General features: G+C 63.3%; 13 protein-coding genes. 8 read left to right on the forward strand and 5 right to left on the reverse strand.

Translation table 11 applies throughout. The features are described from left to right. Positions 1 to 85 precede the first annotated feature (85 nt). Positions 86 to 1,042, reverse strand: a complete 957-nt coding sequence (locus tag OPIT5_22675) for a protease (GenBank protein AHF92610.1) — start codon at positions 1,040 to 1,042, stop codon at positions 86 to 88. 168 nt (positions 1,043 to 1,210) lie between these two features. Here OPIT5_22675 and OPIT5_22680 point away from each other — a divergent pair, with 168 nt between their 5' ends. The 6 genes from OPIT5_22680 to OPIT5_22705 all read left to right on the forward strand — a co-directional run bounded on the left by OPIT5_22680 (position 1,211) and on the right by OPIT5_22705 (position 7,133). Beyond that, positions 1,211 to 1,663 (forward strand): cupin, encoded by a 453-nt coding sequence (locus OPIT5_22680; protein ID AHF92611.1) that lies wholly within the window; start codon positions 1,211 to 1,213, stop codon positions 1,661 to 1,663. A 247-nt stretch (positions 1,664 to 1,910) separates the two neighbouring features. Next, positions 1,911 to 2,681, forward strand: a complete 771-nt coding sequence (locus tag OPIT5_22685; protein AHF92612.1) for a DeoR family transcripitonal regulator — start codon at positions 1,911 to 1,913, stop codon at positions 2,679 to 2,681. A 63-nt stretch (positions 2,682 to 2,744) separates the two neighbouring features. Further along, a complete protein-coding gene (locus OPIT5_22690; protein ID AHF92613.1) occupies positions 2,745 to 3,911 on the forward strand; it encodes a hypothetical protein in 1,167 nt (388 codons plus the stop codon). Next, positions 3,908 to 4,978 (forward strand): hypothetical protein, encoded by a 1,071-nt coding sequence (locus OPIT5_22695; protein AHF92614.1) that lies wholly within the window; start codon positions 3,908 to 3,910, stop codon positions 4,976 to 4,978. The genes OPIT5_22690 and OPIT5_22695 overlap by 4 nt, the downstream gene beginning before the upstream one ends. A gap of 145 nt (positions 4,979 to 5,123) precedes the next feature. After that, positions 5,124 to 5,714 carry a hypothetical protein gene (locus OPIT5_22700; protein AHF92615.1) on the forward strand — a complete coding sequence of 197 codons (591 nt, stop codon included), beginning with the start codon at positions 5,124 to 5,126 and terminating at the stop codon, positions 5,712 to 5,714. A gap of 234 nt (positions 5,715 to 5,948) precedes the next feature. After that, positions 5,949 to 7,133, forward strand: coding sequence for a ribokinase (locus tag OPIT5_22705; GenBank protein ID AHF92616.1), 1,185 nt, complete (start codon positions 5,949 to 5,951; stop codon positions 7,131 to 7,133). Between the two features lie 70 nt (positions 7,134 to 7,203). Here the strand turns inward: OPIT5_22705 and OPIT5_22710 are convergent, their stop codons facing one another. Genes OPIT5_22710 through OPIT5_22725 form a run of 4 tightly spaced genes read right to left on the reverse strand, consistent with a single transcriptional unit; the run spans position 7,204 to position 12,762 of the window. Continuing rightward, positions 7,204 to 8,766: a hypothetical protein gene (locus tag OPIT5_22710; protein ID AHF92617.1), complete on the reverse strand. Its 1,563-nt coding sequence runs from the start codon at positions 8,764 to 8,766 to the stop codon at positions 7,204 to 7,206. After that, positions 8,585 to 9,883: a hypothetical protein gene (locus OPIT5_22715; protein ID AHF94649.1), complete on the reverse strand. Its 1,299-nt coding sequence runs from the start codon at positions 9,881 to 9,883 to the stop codon at positions 8,585 to 8,587. The genes OPIT5_22710 and OPIT5_22715 overlap by 182 nt, the downstream gene beginning before the upstream one ends. A gap of 10 nt (positions 9,884 to 9,893) precedes the next feature. After that, positions 9,894 to 12,158, reverse strand: coding sequence for a heparinase (locus OPIT5_22720; protein AHF92618.1), 2,265 nt, complete (start codon positions 12,156 to 12,158; stop codon positions 9,894 to 9,896). After that, positions 12,067 to 12,762 carry a hypothetical protein gene (locus tag OPIT5_22725; protein AHF92619.1) on the reverse strand — a complete coding sequence of 232 codons (696 nt, stop codon included), beginning with the start codon at positions 12,760 to 12,762 and terminating at the stop codon, positions 12,067 to 12,069. Before OPIT5_22725 ends, OPIT5_22720 begins: the two co-directional genes overlap by 92 nt. A 144-nt stretch (positions 12,763 to 12,906) precedes the next feature. Between OPIT5_22725 and OPIT5_22730 the strand changes: the two genes are divergently transcribed. Both OPIT5_22730 and OPIT5_22735 read left to right on the forward strand, forming a co-directional pair. Beyond that, positions 12,907 to 13,920 (forward strand): LacI family transcriptional regulator, encoded by a 1,014-nt coding sequence (locus OPIT5_22730; GenBank protein AHF92620.1) that lies wholly within the window; start codon positions 12,907 to 12,909, stop codon positions 13,918 to 13,920. Between the two features lie 296 nt (positions 13,921 to 14,216). Beyond that, positions 14,217 to 15,689: a beta-1,4-xylanase gene (locus OPIT5_22735; GenBank protein AHF92621.1), complete on the forward strand. Its 1,473-nt coding sequence runs from the start codon at positions 14,217 to 14,219 to the stop codon at positions 15,687 to 15,689. Positions 15,690 to 16,001 lie beyond the last annotated feature (312 nt).

A 16,001-nucleotide genomic window follows, 5' to 3' on the forward strand; every position in this document is an offset into this window, starting at 1 on the left:
GGCGAAAAGGGGGGCGGAAAAACAAGGTGTGTGCGGGAAGTTGACCGGGGCGCCGCAGGTGCGCGGCGCGGGCCGGGAGAATGGGTCAACGGCGGGAGATAAGGTCGCGCGCTTCGTCGAGAGTGCGTTTTTCTTCGGTGGTGAGAGCGCCGAAGCCCTCGCTGTTGATCTTGTCGAGAATGCGGTCGACCTCGGCCCGGAGGTCGCGTTCGGTGGCGGCGGTTGCCTGCGCGGCCGCGGCCGGCGGCGGAGCGGATCGGGTGGAGAGATTGACACGGTAGGTCGTGGTGGTGCCGGTGGCGGCGGCGCGCTTGAACCAGCCGGGTTTTTCGATCGCGGGCTGCCGGGTGAGGGTCTCGTCGCGTTCGCGCAGGAAGAACCGGTAATAGAGCCAGCCCGCGATGATGCCGCCGACGTGGGCGGAGTGGGCGATGCCATCGGAATAGAGGCCGGCCCCGTGCCGGGGCAACTCGCTGGCGAGCAGACCCACAAGGTCGATGCCGCCGAAAATGATGAGCGCCCAGCGGGGTTTTATGGTGAGCGGAATGACGTAGAAGACCAGAAGCGTGATCGGCCGGTCCGGATAAAGGCAGGCGAAGATCGTGAAAAGCCCCATGACGCCGCCGGAGATGCCGACGACCGCTCCCCACTGGTTGAAATTGACGAGTGTCCACAGGATGCTGCCGCCGAGAATGGACACGCCGAGAGCAATCAGAAACCGCCGGGAGCCGAGCACGGTTTCGACGGTGCGCCCGATAAAAAAAAGTCCCACCGAGTTGAGCAGCAGGTGCAGGATGCCGCCGTGCAGAACGGCGTACGTAAGGTACGTCCACACATGCCAGTGGCGGATGGCATACCCGTCGAGCCGGGCGAAGGCGCTGAGGGGATCCTCTTGCGAATAGCCGCGCGGGTTGTAGTTAAAGAGCCTTTGGGAAAGGATTTGCAGGAGGAACACGCCGACGATGACCACCAGCACCCAGCCCACTGCGGAGAGTGGTGACCGGCGTCCGGAGTCGCGCATGTAATGCCTGTCGTAGAGCATAAGTGAAGAGGTTGCGGAGAGCAGGGGCCAAACGCAAGTGCAGCGGCACTAAAGCCGGGAGGATCGTTTGTTTTCCCTGCTCCCGGTAGCACAAAACCGCTCGCATGCCGACACGCGTTATCCAAAAGGTTCGCGGCGCATCGTGTGCAAAACCAGGGTTCCGGCACCATGATTATTGCTGATCTTGCCAAAATCGCCGGCGGCACGTTCCCCGCCCGTCGCTGGGGCCGCGGCCTCGTCGGCCAACTCGGCCAGCCCATCCCCGCCAAGGGTTTTTCGATGGGATACTCCATCCTCGAACCGCACGGCGGCCAGGTGCCGTGGCACAACCAGGAGCAGGAAGAGGTTTATTTCATCGTCCAGGGCGAGGGTGAAATCTGCGTCGACAACGAACGCAGCGAGATCAGGGCGGGCCAGGCGGTCTACATGCCGCCCGGCAAGTTCCACCAGCTGACCAACACCGGTGACGAGCCGATGCACATGATTTATGTGTATTGCCCCGGCGGCGACGTCGCCCACTGGCGCCAGGAACTGAATGGTACATTGCCCAAAGCGGGGGAGGGCGGCATCCCGCCCCTGCCGGCCGGCGCGCAGCCGCAGTGTACCAAAAAACCGGAGTGAAGGAGCGGCGGCATTCCTGCCGCTGCTGACGACGCGAGGCGTCGCCGGATCGGTCGTAGATACCATGAGGCCGACAAGTTGGCGGGTTTTCCCCCTCTTGTCGGCCTCATGGTATCTACTGGCTCCATCTCTTCCGGTTTTCGGTGACCTTCGCAGGGTTGGCGCCACCTTGAGTTGTTCCCTCATCGCTCCGGCCTCTTTCATTACCCTTGACCTGATCGTTTGTGAGCGATTTTAAAAGTGGATCATGTTCGCTCACGAGCGCCACCGGATCCTTTTCGACACGCTGCAAAAACGTTCCCCGCTCACCGTTCCCGAGCTGGAAAAACTCCTGCACGCCTCCCCGGCGACGATCCGGCGGGATCTGACGTTTCTGGAAAAAACGGGAAAAATCGTGCGCACGCACGGCGGCGTCCTTCATCCCGACCACGCCCGGGGCGAGGTGCCGTTCGATCGCAAGAGCAAGGCGGCGCTCAACACCAAGGCCGCGCTCGCCCGGGCGGCGGCCGCGCTCGTGCAACCCGGCGAGACGGTGTTCGTCGACGCCGGCACGACCGCACTCGAAACGGGCCGGCGCCTCCTCGCGATCGGGAACCTCACGATTTTCACCAACTCCATCCCGCTTCTCGCCGAGGCCGCCCGCGCCGATACCCGCAGCCGCGTGGTGGCGCTCGGCGGCGAGGTGCGGGCGATCAGCCAGGCGCTCACCGGCGGCGCCACGCTCGACTGGATGGACCGGCTCCAGGTCGATATCGCCTTCCTCGGCGCGTCCGGCATCGCCGCCGCCGAAGGCCCGTCCACGACGGAGCTTTCCGAAGCCGGCGTCAAAGGCCGGATGCTCACCCGCGCGAAACGTGTGGTTCTCCTCGCCGATGCTTCCAAGTGGATGCAACCTGCCGCCATCCGTTATGCCGGCTGGGCGCAGATCCACGACATCGTGACGGATCATGTCCTCACCCGGACCGAACGCGGCGCGCTCGCCAAAAGCGGGACGCGCCTGCACGTAGTTAAAAAATAACCACATCGCGCCGGCTGACCGCCTTCCCTTTTCCTCCCGCGCCGTCCTCTCCTTCCTCTCCCCATGCCTCCGTCATCATCCCGCTCCGCCCCGCCGCTCCGGACTGTCGCCGGCGCTCCGTCATGGACTTTCGGCAGCGATCGTGTGGAAGCCAGCCTCACGCGCGACGGCGGCCACCTCGCCCCCGTCCGTTTCCGGACCGCGCACGGCATCGTGGAACCCTTCGCCATCGCTCCCTGGGCCGCCGATCCCGAACCGCCTCGGGAACACAACGTCCTCCGCACCCTGCGCGGCGACTTTTTCTGCGCTCCGTTCGGCGGCAACGAGACGCCCTGGCGTGGCGAGCGGCATCCCGCGCACGGCGAGACGGCGGTGAATGCGTGGACCTTCGCCGACCAGCGCATCCTGCCCTGCGGCGTCGAATTTTCCGCCACGCTCCGCACCCGCGTCCGTCCCGGCGAAGTGACCAAGCGCATCACCCTCCGCCACGACGAGACCAATCTTTACTGCCGCCACGAACTGCGCGGCTACACCGGCCCGCTCTGCCTCGGGCATCATGCGATGCTCGCCTTCCCCGAGGACAACGGACCCGGCCATCTCGCACTCGGTCCGTGGCGCGAGGGGCGCGTCTGCCCCGTGCCGTTCGAAGCGCCCGAGGCCGGCGGCTATTTTTCGCTCAGGACCGGCGCGGCCTTCCGCCGCCTTGACCGGGTGCCGCTGGCCGCGGGCGGATTTGCCGACCTGACGACATATCCCGCCCGCGCCGGTTACGAAGACCTCGTCATGGTGTCCGCCCGCGCGGATTCCCCCGTCGCCTGGGCGGCGGTTGCGTATCCGGAAGCGGGCTACGCCTGGTTCTCGCTCAAGGATCCCCGTGTCCTCGCCTCGACGATCCTCTGGCATTCCAACGGCGGCCGCCATTATCCACCCTGGTCCGGCCGGCATCGCCGCGTGCTGGGAGTGGAGGACGTCACCGGCTACTTTCATCTCGGCCTCGCGCCGTCCGCCGCGTCCAATCCGCTCGCGCGCGCCGGCATTCCGACCGTGCTCCGCCTCCGCTGCGATCGCATGCTGGCGGTCAACTACATCATGGGCGTCGTCGCCCTCCCGCGCGGTTTCGACCGGATCAAAACCCTCGGCGTCACGCCCGACGGCGGTCATATCCGGCTCCGCTCCGTCTCCGGCATCACCGTCCGTCACCCCGTCAATACCCGTTTCCTCTTCCAATGACCAAGCGCCTCGACGAAAAAATCGCCCGCATCCGCCAAAACCGCGCCACCGCCGCCGACTTCATCATCGCCGACGCCAAGGACGCCGACATGGCTTTTGGCGTCACCGCTCCCGGGCCGTCTTCCGCATCCTCCGGCGGCAACCGCCACTGTTACACCGAATCGGCGGCTTCCTGCTGGAAAACCCTCGCCGATTACCGCGAGCAGATCCGCGAAGTCATCCGTCAGGACATCGTGGACATCATGCTTCTTTCCGCCTCCAACCTCGAACAGCTCGGCATGGCGGAAAAACTCTTCGAAAACTCCGCCATCACGCCCGCCGCCCGCGCCAACGACACCACCGATATCTGGGCTGTCCGCGGCGGCAAATACGCCAGCCATCCCTCCCGCGCCTTTCGCACGGCCTCGATCGATCACATCAAATACGGACGCCTCCCCGCACCCGGCGAGGCCCGCGACTACGCCGCGCCTGCCGCCGGCGCCGACCTCGGCCTCTACTCGATCACCTTCACCAACAACATCGACTGGGACTACTACGCGCTCGAGGCCTTCCACGCCTTTCGCCACGAGGCCGAGCAAAAACGCTTCCGTTACTTCCTCGAAGTGTTCAACCCCAACGTCAACCCGGCCATTCCCGACCGCACGGTGGCCGCGTTCCTGAACGATCACATCGTGCGCACGCTGGCCGGCGTCACGGCGTCGGGCCGACCCGTGTTCCTGAAAATTCCCTACAACGGCCCCGGCCCGCTCGAGGAACTGGTCGCCTACGACCCGAACCTCATCGTCGGTATTCTCGGCGGCAGCGCCGGCACCACGCTCGACGCCTTCCAGCTCATCCACGACGCGCAAAAATACGGCGCCCGTGTCGCGCTCTTCGGCCGCAAGATCAACCTCTCCGAACACCCGCTGACGTTCATCCTGTATTTGCGTCGCATTACCGACGGCCTCATCGCGCCCGTCGAAGCCGTCAAGGCTTACCACGCCGACCTCGACCGCCTCGGCAGCAGACCGCAACGCCACCTCGCCGCCGACCTCCGGCAGACTACCACCCTCCAGAGTTACCGCTGACGCGGTAACTCCGGGAAAAGCTGAAACGCTGAAAACTGAAAAGCTGAAACCCAAACCTTCCCCCCCCCATCGCATCCACTCAAACCTGCCGATCGCCGAAGTCTGATTTCAGTATTTCAGTTTTCAGCGTTTCAGCTTTTTCATCATGAAACGTTCCGCCATCAACCGCGCTTGCCGCGACGCTCTCGCCTGTTTCACGCGCCACCACTGGACGCTTCCGCCTGCTCCGCAATGGGACATCACCGACTTCGGTCTCGGCGATTTCGAGCACTACGGCCTGACACTCGTCAACCTCGCCGCCGAGCCCGAGTACTGCGAAAAACTCATGTACGCGCGCCACGGTCAGACCACGCCCTGTCACACGCACGCGAAGAAGAAGGAGGACATCATTTGCCGGACCGGTGAACTCACCCTCTCGCTCCATTCCCGGCGTCCTCCCGCCGGCACCGTTTCCCGCGCGCCCGGTTCCGGCGCCGCCCTCACGCTGTCGGTCAACGGCACTCCGGCCACAATCCCTGCCGGTCAGCTCCTCGTCCTTCCGGCCGGCCATCGCGTCACGCTCACGCCCGGGATCTGGCACGCCTTCTGGCCGACGAGCGACGAGTGTATCATCGGCGAAGTCAGCACCGCGAACGACGACGTGAACGACAACTTTTTCCTCGATCCCGCCATCGGTCGTTATCCCGGCATCGAGGAAGACGAACCGGCAGATGTTCGCCTGCTGTCGGAAAGGTAACAGAAAAATCCCGTTTGCCGATCCGGCAAACCAACCGCGAATGGACGCGAATGAACGCGAATTCATAAGGACGCTGATGGAATTGGGTTCTGGTTTGGTTGTATTTTATTCGCGTCCATTCGCGTCCATTCGCGGTTAAAAGCATTTTTCAGAAGCTCGCCAAAGCCTCCCTTTGCCCGCCGATCTTCGTACCCTTCTTAACTTCTGTTCAAAATTCTGAATACGACACCTCTCATGTCTCGCTCTCCTCGCTCCGGAATCCTTGCTGGCGGCAACTGGATCGTTGATCACGTCAAGACCCTCGACGCCTGGCCGCCGCAGGATGCCCTCGCCAACATCACCGCCGAGTCGTGGGGCAATGGCGGATCGCCCTACAATATCCTGAAAAACCTTTCAAAACTCGGGGCGTCCTGCCCGCTCGCCGGCATCGGTCTGGTCGGCGCCGATGCCGACGGCGCCCGCATCCTCGATGACTGCCGCGCGCACCGCATCGACACCACGCAACTCCGCACCACCCCGGCGGCGCCCACTTCCTACAGCGATGTGATGACCGATTCACAAACCGGTCGCCGCACGTTTTTCCATCAACGCGGCGCCAACGCGCTGCTCGCGCCCGAGCACTTCGATTTCACGACCCCGCAAGCCGCCGCCGCGAAAATTTTCCACATCGGTTACATCCTGCTCCTCGACAAACTCGACGAACCAGCCGCTGACGCGGCAGTTCAAAGTCTGGAGTCTGGAGTGTCAGACTATCGGCCTGCGGCCTCGGTACAGAGTTCAGATATCCCCGCCTTCCCCTCCCTCCCCGCCGACAACTTCAAACCCCAAACCCTAAACTCCAGACTGGCGAGAAGCGCCCCCGCTGCGATTCCCCGCATTTGCGATGTCCTCCGCCGCGCCCGTGCCGCCGGCCTGCTCACCTCGCTCGACTGCGTGAGCGAAAACAGCGACCGTTTCCAGACCATCGTGCGCCCCGTCCTTCCCGAGGTGGATATCCTTTTCGTCAACGATTTCGAGGCGGGGAAGCTCACCGGTATCGATCTTCACACCACAGGAAAACTCAATCGAGCCGATGTCGAGCGCGCGGTCCGCGCCATTGTGGATCTTGGCGTTCGCCGCCAGGTGGTTTTCCATGCGCCCGAAGCCGCCTGCGCCGCATCACCCGATGGCTCGCTCCACTGGCAGCCCAGCCTCCGCGTTCCGTCGGCTGCGATCAAAGGCACGGCGGGCGCCGGCGACGCTTTCGCCGCTGGCGTCCTGTACGGCCTGCACGAAGACTGGCCCATTGCCGACTCGCTCAGGCTCGGCGTCTGCACCGCCGCCGCCTGCCTCGGCAGCCCGACATGCTCCGACAGCATCCCGTCATTGCAGGAAACGCTGGGTCTCGCCGAAATTTATGGTTTCAGGGTTCTCGCGTAGTGGGTCGCGAGCCGGTCGTCCTCCAGGGACATGAGGTAACCGGCATGGAGGACAGGGACGCGCCGGATTGTCAGGGGACCTTGGGTGCGGACTGTGCGGCAGCTTTTTCGAGGTTTTCGTGCTGACGGCGAATCCGGACCGCCTCAGGGTCGGGTCGGCTGATCAGCATCCGGGTGCGCGACCTGGGGCCGGTAAACTCGCCCGCAAGGATGTCGGCCTCGGTGAAGCGGGCCATCAGGACCTCGCCCTCGGCGTTGCGCGACTTGTCCCATGAGACGTAGAGCGTGCCGTCGGGCGCCTGGAAGCCGTCGGGATAGGTGACGGGCGTGCGATCGTCGAGAAGCAGACCGCCTTTCCAGGTGTGGCCGTCGTCGTCGGAGAGGAAGGCCGTGAGGTGGGAGCGCACGGTCTTGCCGTCGCGCGTGGGAACCTCGTCGATCTTCTCGCCGTACTTGACGAGAAGAATGTTTCCGGAGGCGAGGCGGCGGATGAAGTGGCGGGCGGAGGCGGTCTTGATCGCGGACTCGACCGGGGCACTCCAGGTGCGGCCGCCGTCAGCGGAAATGCTTTCGTAAAGGCCGCGACGAGTGCGGGCGGTCATCCAGATCGTGCCGTCGCGGCGCTCGATGAACATGTGCTCGTCGAAATTGGGACGGGGAAAGGCGACGCGGCCACGGCGTTCCCAGGTGCGGCCTTCGTCGCCCGACGCGAAGACGTTGGCGCCGCGAAGGGAGTCGAGTTCACGGAAGGCATCGCGCTCGGCGAATGGTTTGTGGATGAGCCCACGATGCCAGAGCGAGATGGGCAGGAGCCAGTCGCCATTGGCGAGGACGATGGGCTTGTTGAGGGTGGAGCCGTGCCAGATGCGCACCGGTCTGGACCAGACAGGTTGATCGGCGTCGGGGTTTTCGCAGAGGGTGAACCAGCTCCCGGCACGTCCGTCGAACATGGCCGTGGACTGGTCGAAAAAGAGCCAGAGGCGGCCTTTGGGATCGGTCCAAAGATTGCCGACAACGGTGCGGCGACGCAGGGGCAGGCTCTCGTCATGGGGATCGAGGACGGCGCGGGGCTGCGACCAGGTTTCGCCGTCGTCATCGCTGGTGGCGAGGACGAAGAAGGCCTTGTCACTGTCGCCACCGCCGACCCAGCAGGCCCAGAGACGGCCGCCGGGGGTGCGCTCGATGCCGATGGTCATGCCATAGTCGAGGCGGTCGTATCCGTATTCGGGAAGCGGTGACGTGTTGACGGAAGGAGGCACGAGTGCGGGTGCGGCCAGTTCCTCGACGGAGAGGTGCGCGATTTCTTCGGGGGGGCGCACCGGATGATTCCAGACAGCGGCGGGAGCGGCGGACATCGGCGTGGAAACGGCGGGAAGGAGGAGGGTGAGGAGGATGCGGTTCATGGAAGCAGGGAATGGGTGGGCCGGCCGGGAAAGCCTGCCCTCCGGGGATTCAGCGGCGGCGGGTGACGATGACGAGTGCGAGAGTGCAGGCGCCGAAGAGGAGGGCCATGGTCGAGGGCTCGGGAATCGCGGACGAGAGGGCGAGGATGCCGGTGGCCTGGTTGAACTGGAGGGCGAGGTCGTTGTAAGTGCCGCTCCAGATATCGCCGGACTGGTTGAGAGCCTGTCCATTCAGGACGATGGAGGTGAAGGAACCGGTGGCGCCGTCGAGACCGGTGAAGAGCGTCCATGAATCACCATCGGCATAGGCGCCTGAAAGGGTGAGGAAGAGCGTGCCGCCGCGCACGAGGGAGCCGCCGTCGAGCGCGACGCGGTCGAAGTTGGCGAGGCTGCCGATGTCGAGGCGGGTTTCGGAGCCGGCTTGCAGGGTGAGGCCGTTGTTGAAGGTCAGCGTGCCGTTGGTCGCGTCGAGGCCGACGGTCAGCTTGCCGGCGATGGTGGCCGAGCCGTTCACCGTGCCGGTGCCGCCGAAGGTGCCGTCTGCGCCGACGGTGAGGCCGGTGACAGTGGAATTGCCGGTGGTGGTGAGCGTGGCGTTTTCGAGGCGAAGGGTGCCGCTGTTCACGCGGACGTTGTCCACGTTCATGGCGTTGGTGGTGGCGTAGCGGAGGGTGCCGGTGAAGGCGTTGGCGCCGCTTTTCAGCTCCACGTCGAGCGTGGCGTTGGCGCTGGTCTTTTCGAGGGCGCTGGCCTGAACTCCATCGTTTATAAAGCCCCAATTGCCAGAGCCCGCAAAAATGATGGTATCCGTGCCGGTCGAACTGCTGGTGTTGGTCAACACCGAGCGGGCGAAGCGGTATTCGCCGGTGCCGTTCCCGGTGAGGGTGATTTGGTGGCCGAATTGGACAATCAGGCGATTGGCTGTACCAGACGAGGTGAACGAATGTTCCGTGTTGTGGGCGTTCCCGTTCATGGTGATGAACGAGACGCTGCCGGTATCGCTCGCGCCGATGGTCAGTGATCTGTCGGTGCCGCTGGTTGCACGGAAGACGAGACCGTCCAATCCGACGGTCAGCGACTGGATGCTGGCGGAGCCCACGTTAAAGTTCAGACGACGGCTGGCGTTCAGGCCGGTGCCGATGTTGATAATCACATCGTCGTCGGCACCGGGCACTCCATCGGGGTTCCAGTTGGCGGCGGTTCCCCAAGTCTCGTTGGTCTGGCCATCCCAGCTGACGGTGGCAGCGTGGAGGGGAAGCGTGGCGGCGAGGGCGGCAAGCAGCGTGGAGGATATCAGTCGTTTGTTTTTCATGATGTTTGTTTTTTCTTGAAGACCCGGTTGATGCATTGAGGCCGAATCATGGGCGTGATTCGGAAACGGTGAGCGGAGCATCGGAGGCAGCTCCGGTGTCGATGGTGAGAAGCCGTCCGTCGGCGAACGTCACACGGCTAACAACAGGTGAGAGATGCTCGACTCCTGTCACTGGATTGACGGCCGGATTGGCGTCCTTGGGCAAAGGAAGGAGCAAGGTGATGAACGTTTGTTCTCCGGAGCCCCTGCGTGTATGCAGGAGGGTCGTTGCCGGCAGGGTTTGCGGAGTCTGGTCCTTGCGCACATGCCAGCCCAGGATTTCGGGTTCGGTCCGGGCGACCGCCGACTGCACGTCGAGCCCGGTGGTCCGCAGCGGAATGATGGCGAGATTGGGCTGCCCGGCGTCGGTCGTAAACGTGGCTTGGGTTGCGGCGTCGGTCCGGGTGGCCGTGCTGAGGAGATGCCAACGAGCCTGCCAGGTATGCCCGGCGGTGTCCCCGGCTTCCGGCTGTAGTGTATCAACGACGACGAAAATATCGGGCTTCTGAAACCGGACGCGGCGAGTGTGAACACCCCGGACACGTCCGGGTTTCTCATCGCCGTAGCCTTCGTCGTAAACGCCCGTGACGTAATCGTGCTCCGGCGTACTCTGCCAGCGGGCGTCGACAGGGGAGCGGGAGACGTTGGCTTCGCGGTTGGAGGTCTGACGACGCTGGGGTTTCCCATCCATGAGCACGGTGTTGTGCGAGAAGGTATCGGTGGCGTAAGCGCGCCACTTGCTGCGCTCGTAGGAACCTCCGCCGCTGTCGAAAAGAATCTCCCGGCCATAGGCCCAGAGAACGAGATTGAGCTTGTCCTGGTGCACGTGTCCATAGCCGAGTTGGCCCGCGTCGAGCACGGCGTAGTTGGCATCGCGCTCCCAGCCCGAACGCATGACGTAATAGCCGGCGTAGTGGAAAGCATGTGACGCGCTGGACCCGGCCGCCGTGGGAGGGACGCCACGCGCGCCGTCGGAGGCGATCCATTGATAATCAGGCCGCGAGGAAAAATACGTCAGCGCCTGCCGGCGAAAAACACGCGGCACGTCCACGGGCCAGGAATCGTTGAAGCGCGGGAGACTCCGGTCGGGCGTCATGAGCCGGAGGTTGTAATCGAACGCGCGCTCAAGGGCGGTGATATAGCCCGGGGGGATCTCTCCCAGGCGCCCCGTGGCCTTGGCCAGGTTGGGGATGGCCAGGACGCTGGTCAGGGCGCCATTGTGATAGCCGGGTGTGTATTCATAATGGGCGCCATCGGGCAGGAACTGCACGGTGATCTCCTCATGCAGGCGGGCGGCCGCATAATGGCGCCACTCCCCGGCCTCCTTGAACTCGGGGAAGATCGTCCCCGCGGCATACAAGCCGGACATTTCGATGGTAAGCCAGTTGGCCGAGGTGGAATGCGCGCGCAAGTAGCGTCCGTGCTGAAGAGTCGAATACGCGTAGAGGAAGAGATCCTCATCCGTGACGTCCGGGGAAAGCAGGAAGCTGTGGAACGCCTCGGGCCAGCGATTCATGCGGATGCCCGCCTCGATTGTCCGCCAGGCTGAACCGTGCTTGTTGGCCGCATCGCCGGGCACGGGACAGCGGGAGACAAAGGAGCGCAACTGTGCCACCCAGGCGCGGGCATAGCGTTCGTCGCCGGTCGCGCGCCAGGCGGCGGCGAGATCATGCCAGAACGTCATGCGGCAAAGCTGCCATTGCCATTCGGGGTTATAGGCAATGCCGGGGGCGTTGCGGGTGGGGTTGTGGTGCCAGTCGATGTCGTTCCCCGGAAAATCGTGGGCGATTTCAACCACGACAATGCGCCCGCGGACAGCGTCGGCTGCAGCCTGCCGGTCGAAGCGGAGGGCGGCGTCGGGAACGCTGGCGGAGCGGGGGTCGAATCTCCAGGTGGTGATGCGACGCTCGCGGAGCCAGGTGGCAAAAGCGGATTGCGCAGCGGGGAGATCTCCCGAGCGCACAGCCTGGCGTACGGGATCGAGACCGGGTTGATCGAGGTCGAGTGCGGCGAAGAACTCGCGGCGTTGCGCGTCGGTGACGGACACGGGCGGAGGCTCGGGCGCAGCCGCGAGGAGCATCCGGGTGACAAGAAGAAAGGCTGCGAAAATGCAGAAACGCATCGGAAAAGGCTGGCGATTGTCAGTCTGGGGGAGGGTAGGCGGGAGCGGCCTGCGCTGCTCAGTTGGCGTCGAGTGCTTCCCGCCCGATGTGCCAGTCGAGGTAGAGGACGTTGCGGTGGTCGCCGTGGACGGGCTGCCCGGGGCGACCATCGGTGGCCTCGGCCGAGAGGCCCTTGTCGATATCCCGGAGCGCACGGGCGGTGCGGATGTTGATGTCCTGGTCGAGAGTCGACCAGACGCGGGGCTTGTTATTGGCAGGGTTCGTAGGGTAGCCCCACGGATATAAGTTACCGGAGCCGTCGCTCCGCGGGACGGTGTGCGAGAGCTGCCAGACCGGAGCATCATCGGAGGTTTTTTCCTTGCTCCAGGCCCGGCATACATGGCTGTCGGGAATGCGGGATCGCGTCGTCGAATTGGGGAGGAGGTATGGGGCGAGCTTGGTGCCGAGGTGATTGTGGGTCTTGGCTTCGGGGTCGCTAATGGAGCTGACGCTGGTGTTGAGCGGGCCGGGCAGGTAACCCTTGTTATCGTTCATGTAGAGATTTATGGCGACACCCCACTGGCGGAGAGCGGTGCGGCATTGGATGTCCTCGGCGTGGCGTCGGACACGGCTGACGACGGGAATGCTGATCGCAGCGAGTATGCCGATGATAACGATGACGGTGAGCAGTTCGATGAGGGTAAAACCCCGAAAAGGGATGCGTGAGGACGGAATAATCTGCAGACGAGGGGGGGATGTCGCCTCGCCTGGCATCAAGTAATGCCTGAGTGCATTCGGGGAGTAGAGGTGCATGACGGTGCATACTGTTTGGAGGGTTCGGGGTGACAAGAATCTCGTTGCTCAAGCAGTTGAGCAGAAGGATTTGCCTTCGAGGATTCCCGGTATTGAATGAGAACGATGAACCGTCGAATCACTCTCAAGGACATCGCCATGCGGGCGGGGGTCGATCCATCGTCGGTATCGATGGCCTTGCGCAACCATCCTCGCATCTCGGTTGCAACGCGGGCGCGGCTGCAGGCGCTGGCCAAGGAGATGGGATACAGGCAGGACGCTTTGCTGAGCGCGTTGAGCCGGCACCGTTCGGCGCCGGGCAGCCGGTCGGTCATCGCATGGCTGGACGATTACGACACACGCGAGGAGTTGACCCACATCCTGTTTTATCACGAGGTGCTGGAGGGAGTGAAAACGCGGGCGGCTGAACTCGGCTTTGCCCTGAAGGAGTTCCTGCTGCGCGCACCGGGAATGAGCACCGGGCGTCTGCGCACGATCCTGCACACACGGCAGATCAGGGGCATCGTGGTTGCCCCGCTGCCCCGCGGGCGGGCGTCGATCGACATGCGCTGGGAGGAATTCACCTCGGTGATGATCGGGCACAGCCTGCAAAAACCGGTGCTGCACTCCGTCGCGCCCAACCAATACCGCCAGATGCGCATGATGCTGGCGTCGATTCGCGCGCTCGGATACCGGCGGATCGGTCTCTATGTGGACACGACTTTCGACGTGCGTTGCGACAACCACTGGCAGGCCGGCTTCTGGATGGATTACCACAACCTCCCTGCGAGGGATCGTGTGCCGGTGCTGGCTTACGATGGCATGGAGAATCGCGATCCGGCCAGGCTCGCGTCATGGACAGAAAAATACCACCCCGAGGTCATCATCATCTGCGGAAACACGGAAAAGGCGTTCCCCATCCCGGGCAACGCCCGGGTGGTCTACCACACCGTGTTTTCCAGCGAGCCGGAGCGGGCGGGGATCAACGAAAACGGATTTCTTGTCGGGGCCACCGCGGTGGAGGTTTTGGTGGGCATGCTGGCTCGCAACGAATCCGGCATTCCGCCCCATCCCCAACGGGTGCTGATCGAGGGATTCTGGCAGCCGGGACACCTGAAGCCGAAAAACGGGTGCGGATAGAGGGGAGACGCGCACATGTCATGTAGTTTATATACGGGTATATATGCCGGGCTCCCCATGGTTGCGACGTTTCGCATCATCACATGATACGGCGATACAGGCCATTGGCCGCCTGTGTGGAGGTCATGATGCTCCACAATCACCGGACCGATGCGGTGCTAGCCGGGCCGGGTCAGACCTTCGATTCCGGCTGTTGTTTCTCTAATGATAAATTATCTATCCATACTGATTTGAGGCTTTCGTCAGGCTCCCGCACGCTGCGACTTTTCGTAAAGAAATCCGAAAAACACATACTCATGAATTGTAATGATATTTTGGATACAATCAGGGAGATGCCGGGCAAGGTGATGAGCGCCGCTTACCTGGAGCGCTGGAACGACGAATTGCAGGCACGGATCGACCGCGACATCGAGGCGCACCGCAAAGCCGATGCCTGCATGTCGCTGCCCGGCGTGCCGGCGGGCGCCGAGGTGCGGGTCGAGCAAATCTCGCACGCGTTCGTTTTCGGCGCCCATATTTTCAACTTCGACCAGTTGGGCAGCGACGACTGCAACGCCCGCTACAAGGAGCTCTACGGCACGCTCTTCAACTCGGCGACGATTCCTTTTTACTGGAAGACCTTCGAGCCGGAGGAAGGCAAGCCACGCTTTGCCGCCGAATACCGGGACAGCGCCGATTTCTGGAACTCGGTCAGGGAGCCCAAACAGCAGCCCCACTGGCGGCGTCCGGCAACCGATCCCCTGGTGGAGTTTTGCGAAGCCAGGGGCATCCGCCTGCACGGGCACACGCTCGCCTGGGGCAATGCCAGATGGCACATGCCGGACTGGGTGTTTGAAAAAATCCCGGAGCAATATCGTCAAAACGCCAAACAACCGGACAATCACAGCGCCGCTCCGCGTCTTGAAATGTTCGATGCGCTGACTCCTGCCCGGATCGAGGCCCTCCTGCCCGGATTCACCAACGAGACCAACACACTGATGGCCAGGCGGATTCTTGAAATCGCCCTGCGCTACAAGGGACGCCTGCACAGTTGGGATGTCGCCAACGAGAGTGCGACCGACTTTGGCAAAGGCTACATGATCCCCGGCGACGGCATCTGCAAAAGCTGGTACGGGCTCATGCCCGGCGACTACACCTGCCGTGCGTTCAAAATCGCCGACGGCGTTTTCCCCAAAGACGTCAAACTCAACATCAACGATTACAACCTGAGCGACGATTATCTCCGCCAGGTTCAGGATCTCCAGGCGCGCGGCTGCAAGATCGACATCATGGGCGCCCAGATGCACCTGTTCAACCCGCAGATCTGCCTGGACATTGCCGATGGCAAGAGCGACGCCCAATCTCCAGCGAGCATCCGCGCCACCATGGACCATCTGGCAAAAGCCAACGTGCCGATCCACCTGAGCGAGATCACCATCACCTCACCCGGCAACGATCAACGCGGCCTGCTCATCCAGGCCATCATCGCACGCAATCTTTACCGCCTGTGGTTCAGCCTGAAACCGATGATGGGCATCACCTGGTGGAACGTGGTGGACGACTGCGGCGCGCCCGGCGAACCCTCCGTATCCGGCCTGTTCACACGCGATATGAAGCCAAAACCCTCGTATCATGTTCTCAACGACCTGATTCACAATGAGTGGGAAACGCGGACGAGCGTCCGGTCCGGCGCGGATGGCACGGTCAGGTTCCGGGGCTTTCGCGGCCAATACCGCCTGACCTGGAAGGATGCGTCCGGGGTCGAATGCTCGACTGTGGCCGAGCTTTAGTTTGGAAATTTTCTGATTTTTCCAGCGGGAGGCGTATCCCGCCTGCGGCCCTGCCGGAATTTGGTTCTTCGACGTTTCCGGTGAAAAGCGAGGGAGGGAAGACGGCGTTACACCTCAAGACATGGGGTGCGACTCAATGTGATGTCAGCTGCTGGCGGAGCCAGCCTTGCTCCAAAGCGGCAGAGGACTGCCGCACTCCAAGGCGGCTTCGCCGCAGAAAGGCGGAATGCAGGGGGGGGAAAACTGACGTCACTTTGAGTCGCACCTCAAGACATGCGGCGTGCGCGAATCGGATTGTAAATCTGAAAATGA

It is taken from the genome of Opitutaceae bacterium TAV5 (assembly GCA_000242935.3).
Classification (GTDB): domain Bacteria; phylum Verrucomicrobiota; class Verrucomicrobiia; order Opitutales; family Opitutaceae; genus Geminisphaera.

Excerpts from the sequence above, each read along its gene's own strand:
- OPIT5_22675 (AHF92610.1), bottom strand. The coding sequence starts at position 1,042 with ATGCTCTACGACAGGCATTACATGCGCGACTCCGGACGCCGGTCACCA.
- OPIT5_22680 (AHF92611.1), top strand. The coding sequence starts at position 1,211 with ATGATTATTGCTGATCTTGCCAAAATCGCCGGCGGCACGTTCCCCGCC.
- OPIT5_22685 (AHF92612.1), top strand. The coding sequence starts at position 1,911 with ATGTTCGCTCACGAGCGCCACCGGATCCTTTTCGACACGCTGCAAAAA.
- OPIT5_22690 (AHF92613.1), top strand. The coding sequence starts at position 2,745 with ATGCCTCCGTCATCATCCCGCTCCGCCCCGCCGCTCCGGACTGTCGCC.
- OPIT5_22695 (AHF92614.1), top strand. The coding sequence starts at position 3,908 with ATGACCAAGCGCCTCGACGAAAAAATCGCCCGCATCCGCCAAAACCGC.
- OPIT5_22700 (AHF92615.1), top strand. The coding sequence starts at position 5,124 with ATGAAACGTTCCGCCATCAACCGCGCTTGCCGCGACGCTCTCGCCTGT.
- OPIT5_22705 (AHF92616.1), top strand. The coding sequence starts at position 5,949 with ATGTCTCGCTCTCCTCGCTCCGGAATCCTTGCTGGCGGCAACTGGATC.
- OPIT5_22710 (AHF92617.1), bottom strand. The coding sequence starts at position 8,766 with ATGGACAGGCTCTCAACCAGTCCGGCGATATCTGGAGCGGCACTTACA.
- OPIT5_22715 (AHF94649.1), bottom strand. The coding sequence starts at position 9,883 with ATGCATCAACCGGGTCTTCAAGAAAAAACAAACATCATGAAAAACAAA.
- OPIT5_22720 (AHF92618.1), bottom strand. The coding sequence starts at position 12,158 with ATGGTCGCCCCGGGCAGCCCGTCCACGGCGACCACCGCAACGTCCTCT.
- OPIT5_22725 (AHF92619.1), bottom strand. The coding sequence starts at position 12,762 with ATGCCAGGCGAGGCGACATCCCCCCCTCGTCTGCAGATTATTCCGTCC.
- OPIT5_22730 (AHF92620.1), top strand. The coding sequence starts at position 12,907 with ATGAACCGTCGAATCACTCTCAAGGACATCGCCATGCGGGCGGGGGTC.
- OPIT5_22735 (AHF92621.1), top strand. The coding sequence starts at position 14,217 with ATGAATTGTAATGATATTTTGGATACAATCAGGGAGATGCCGGGCAAG.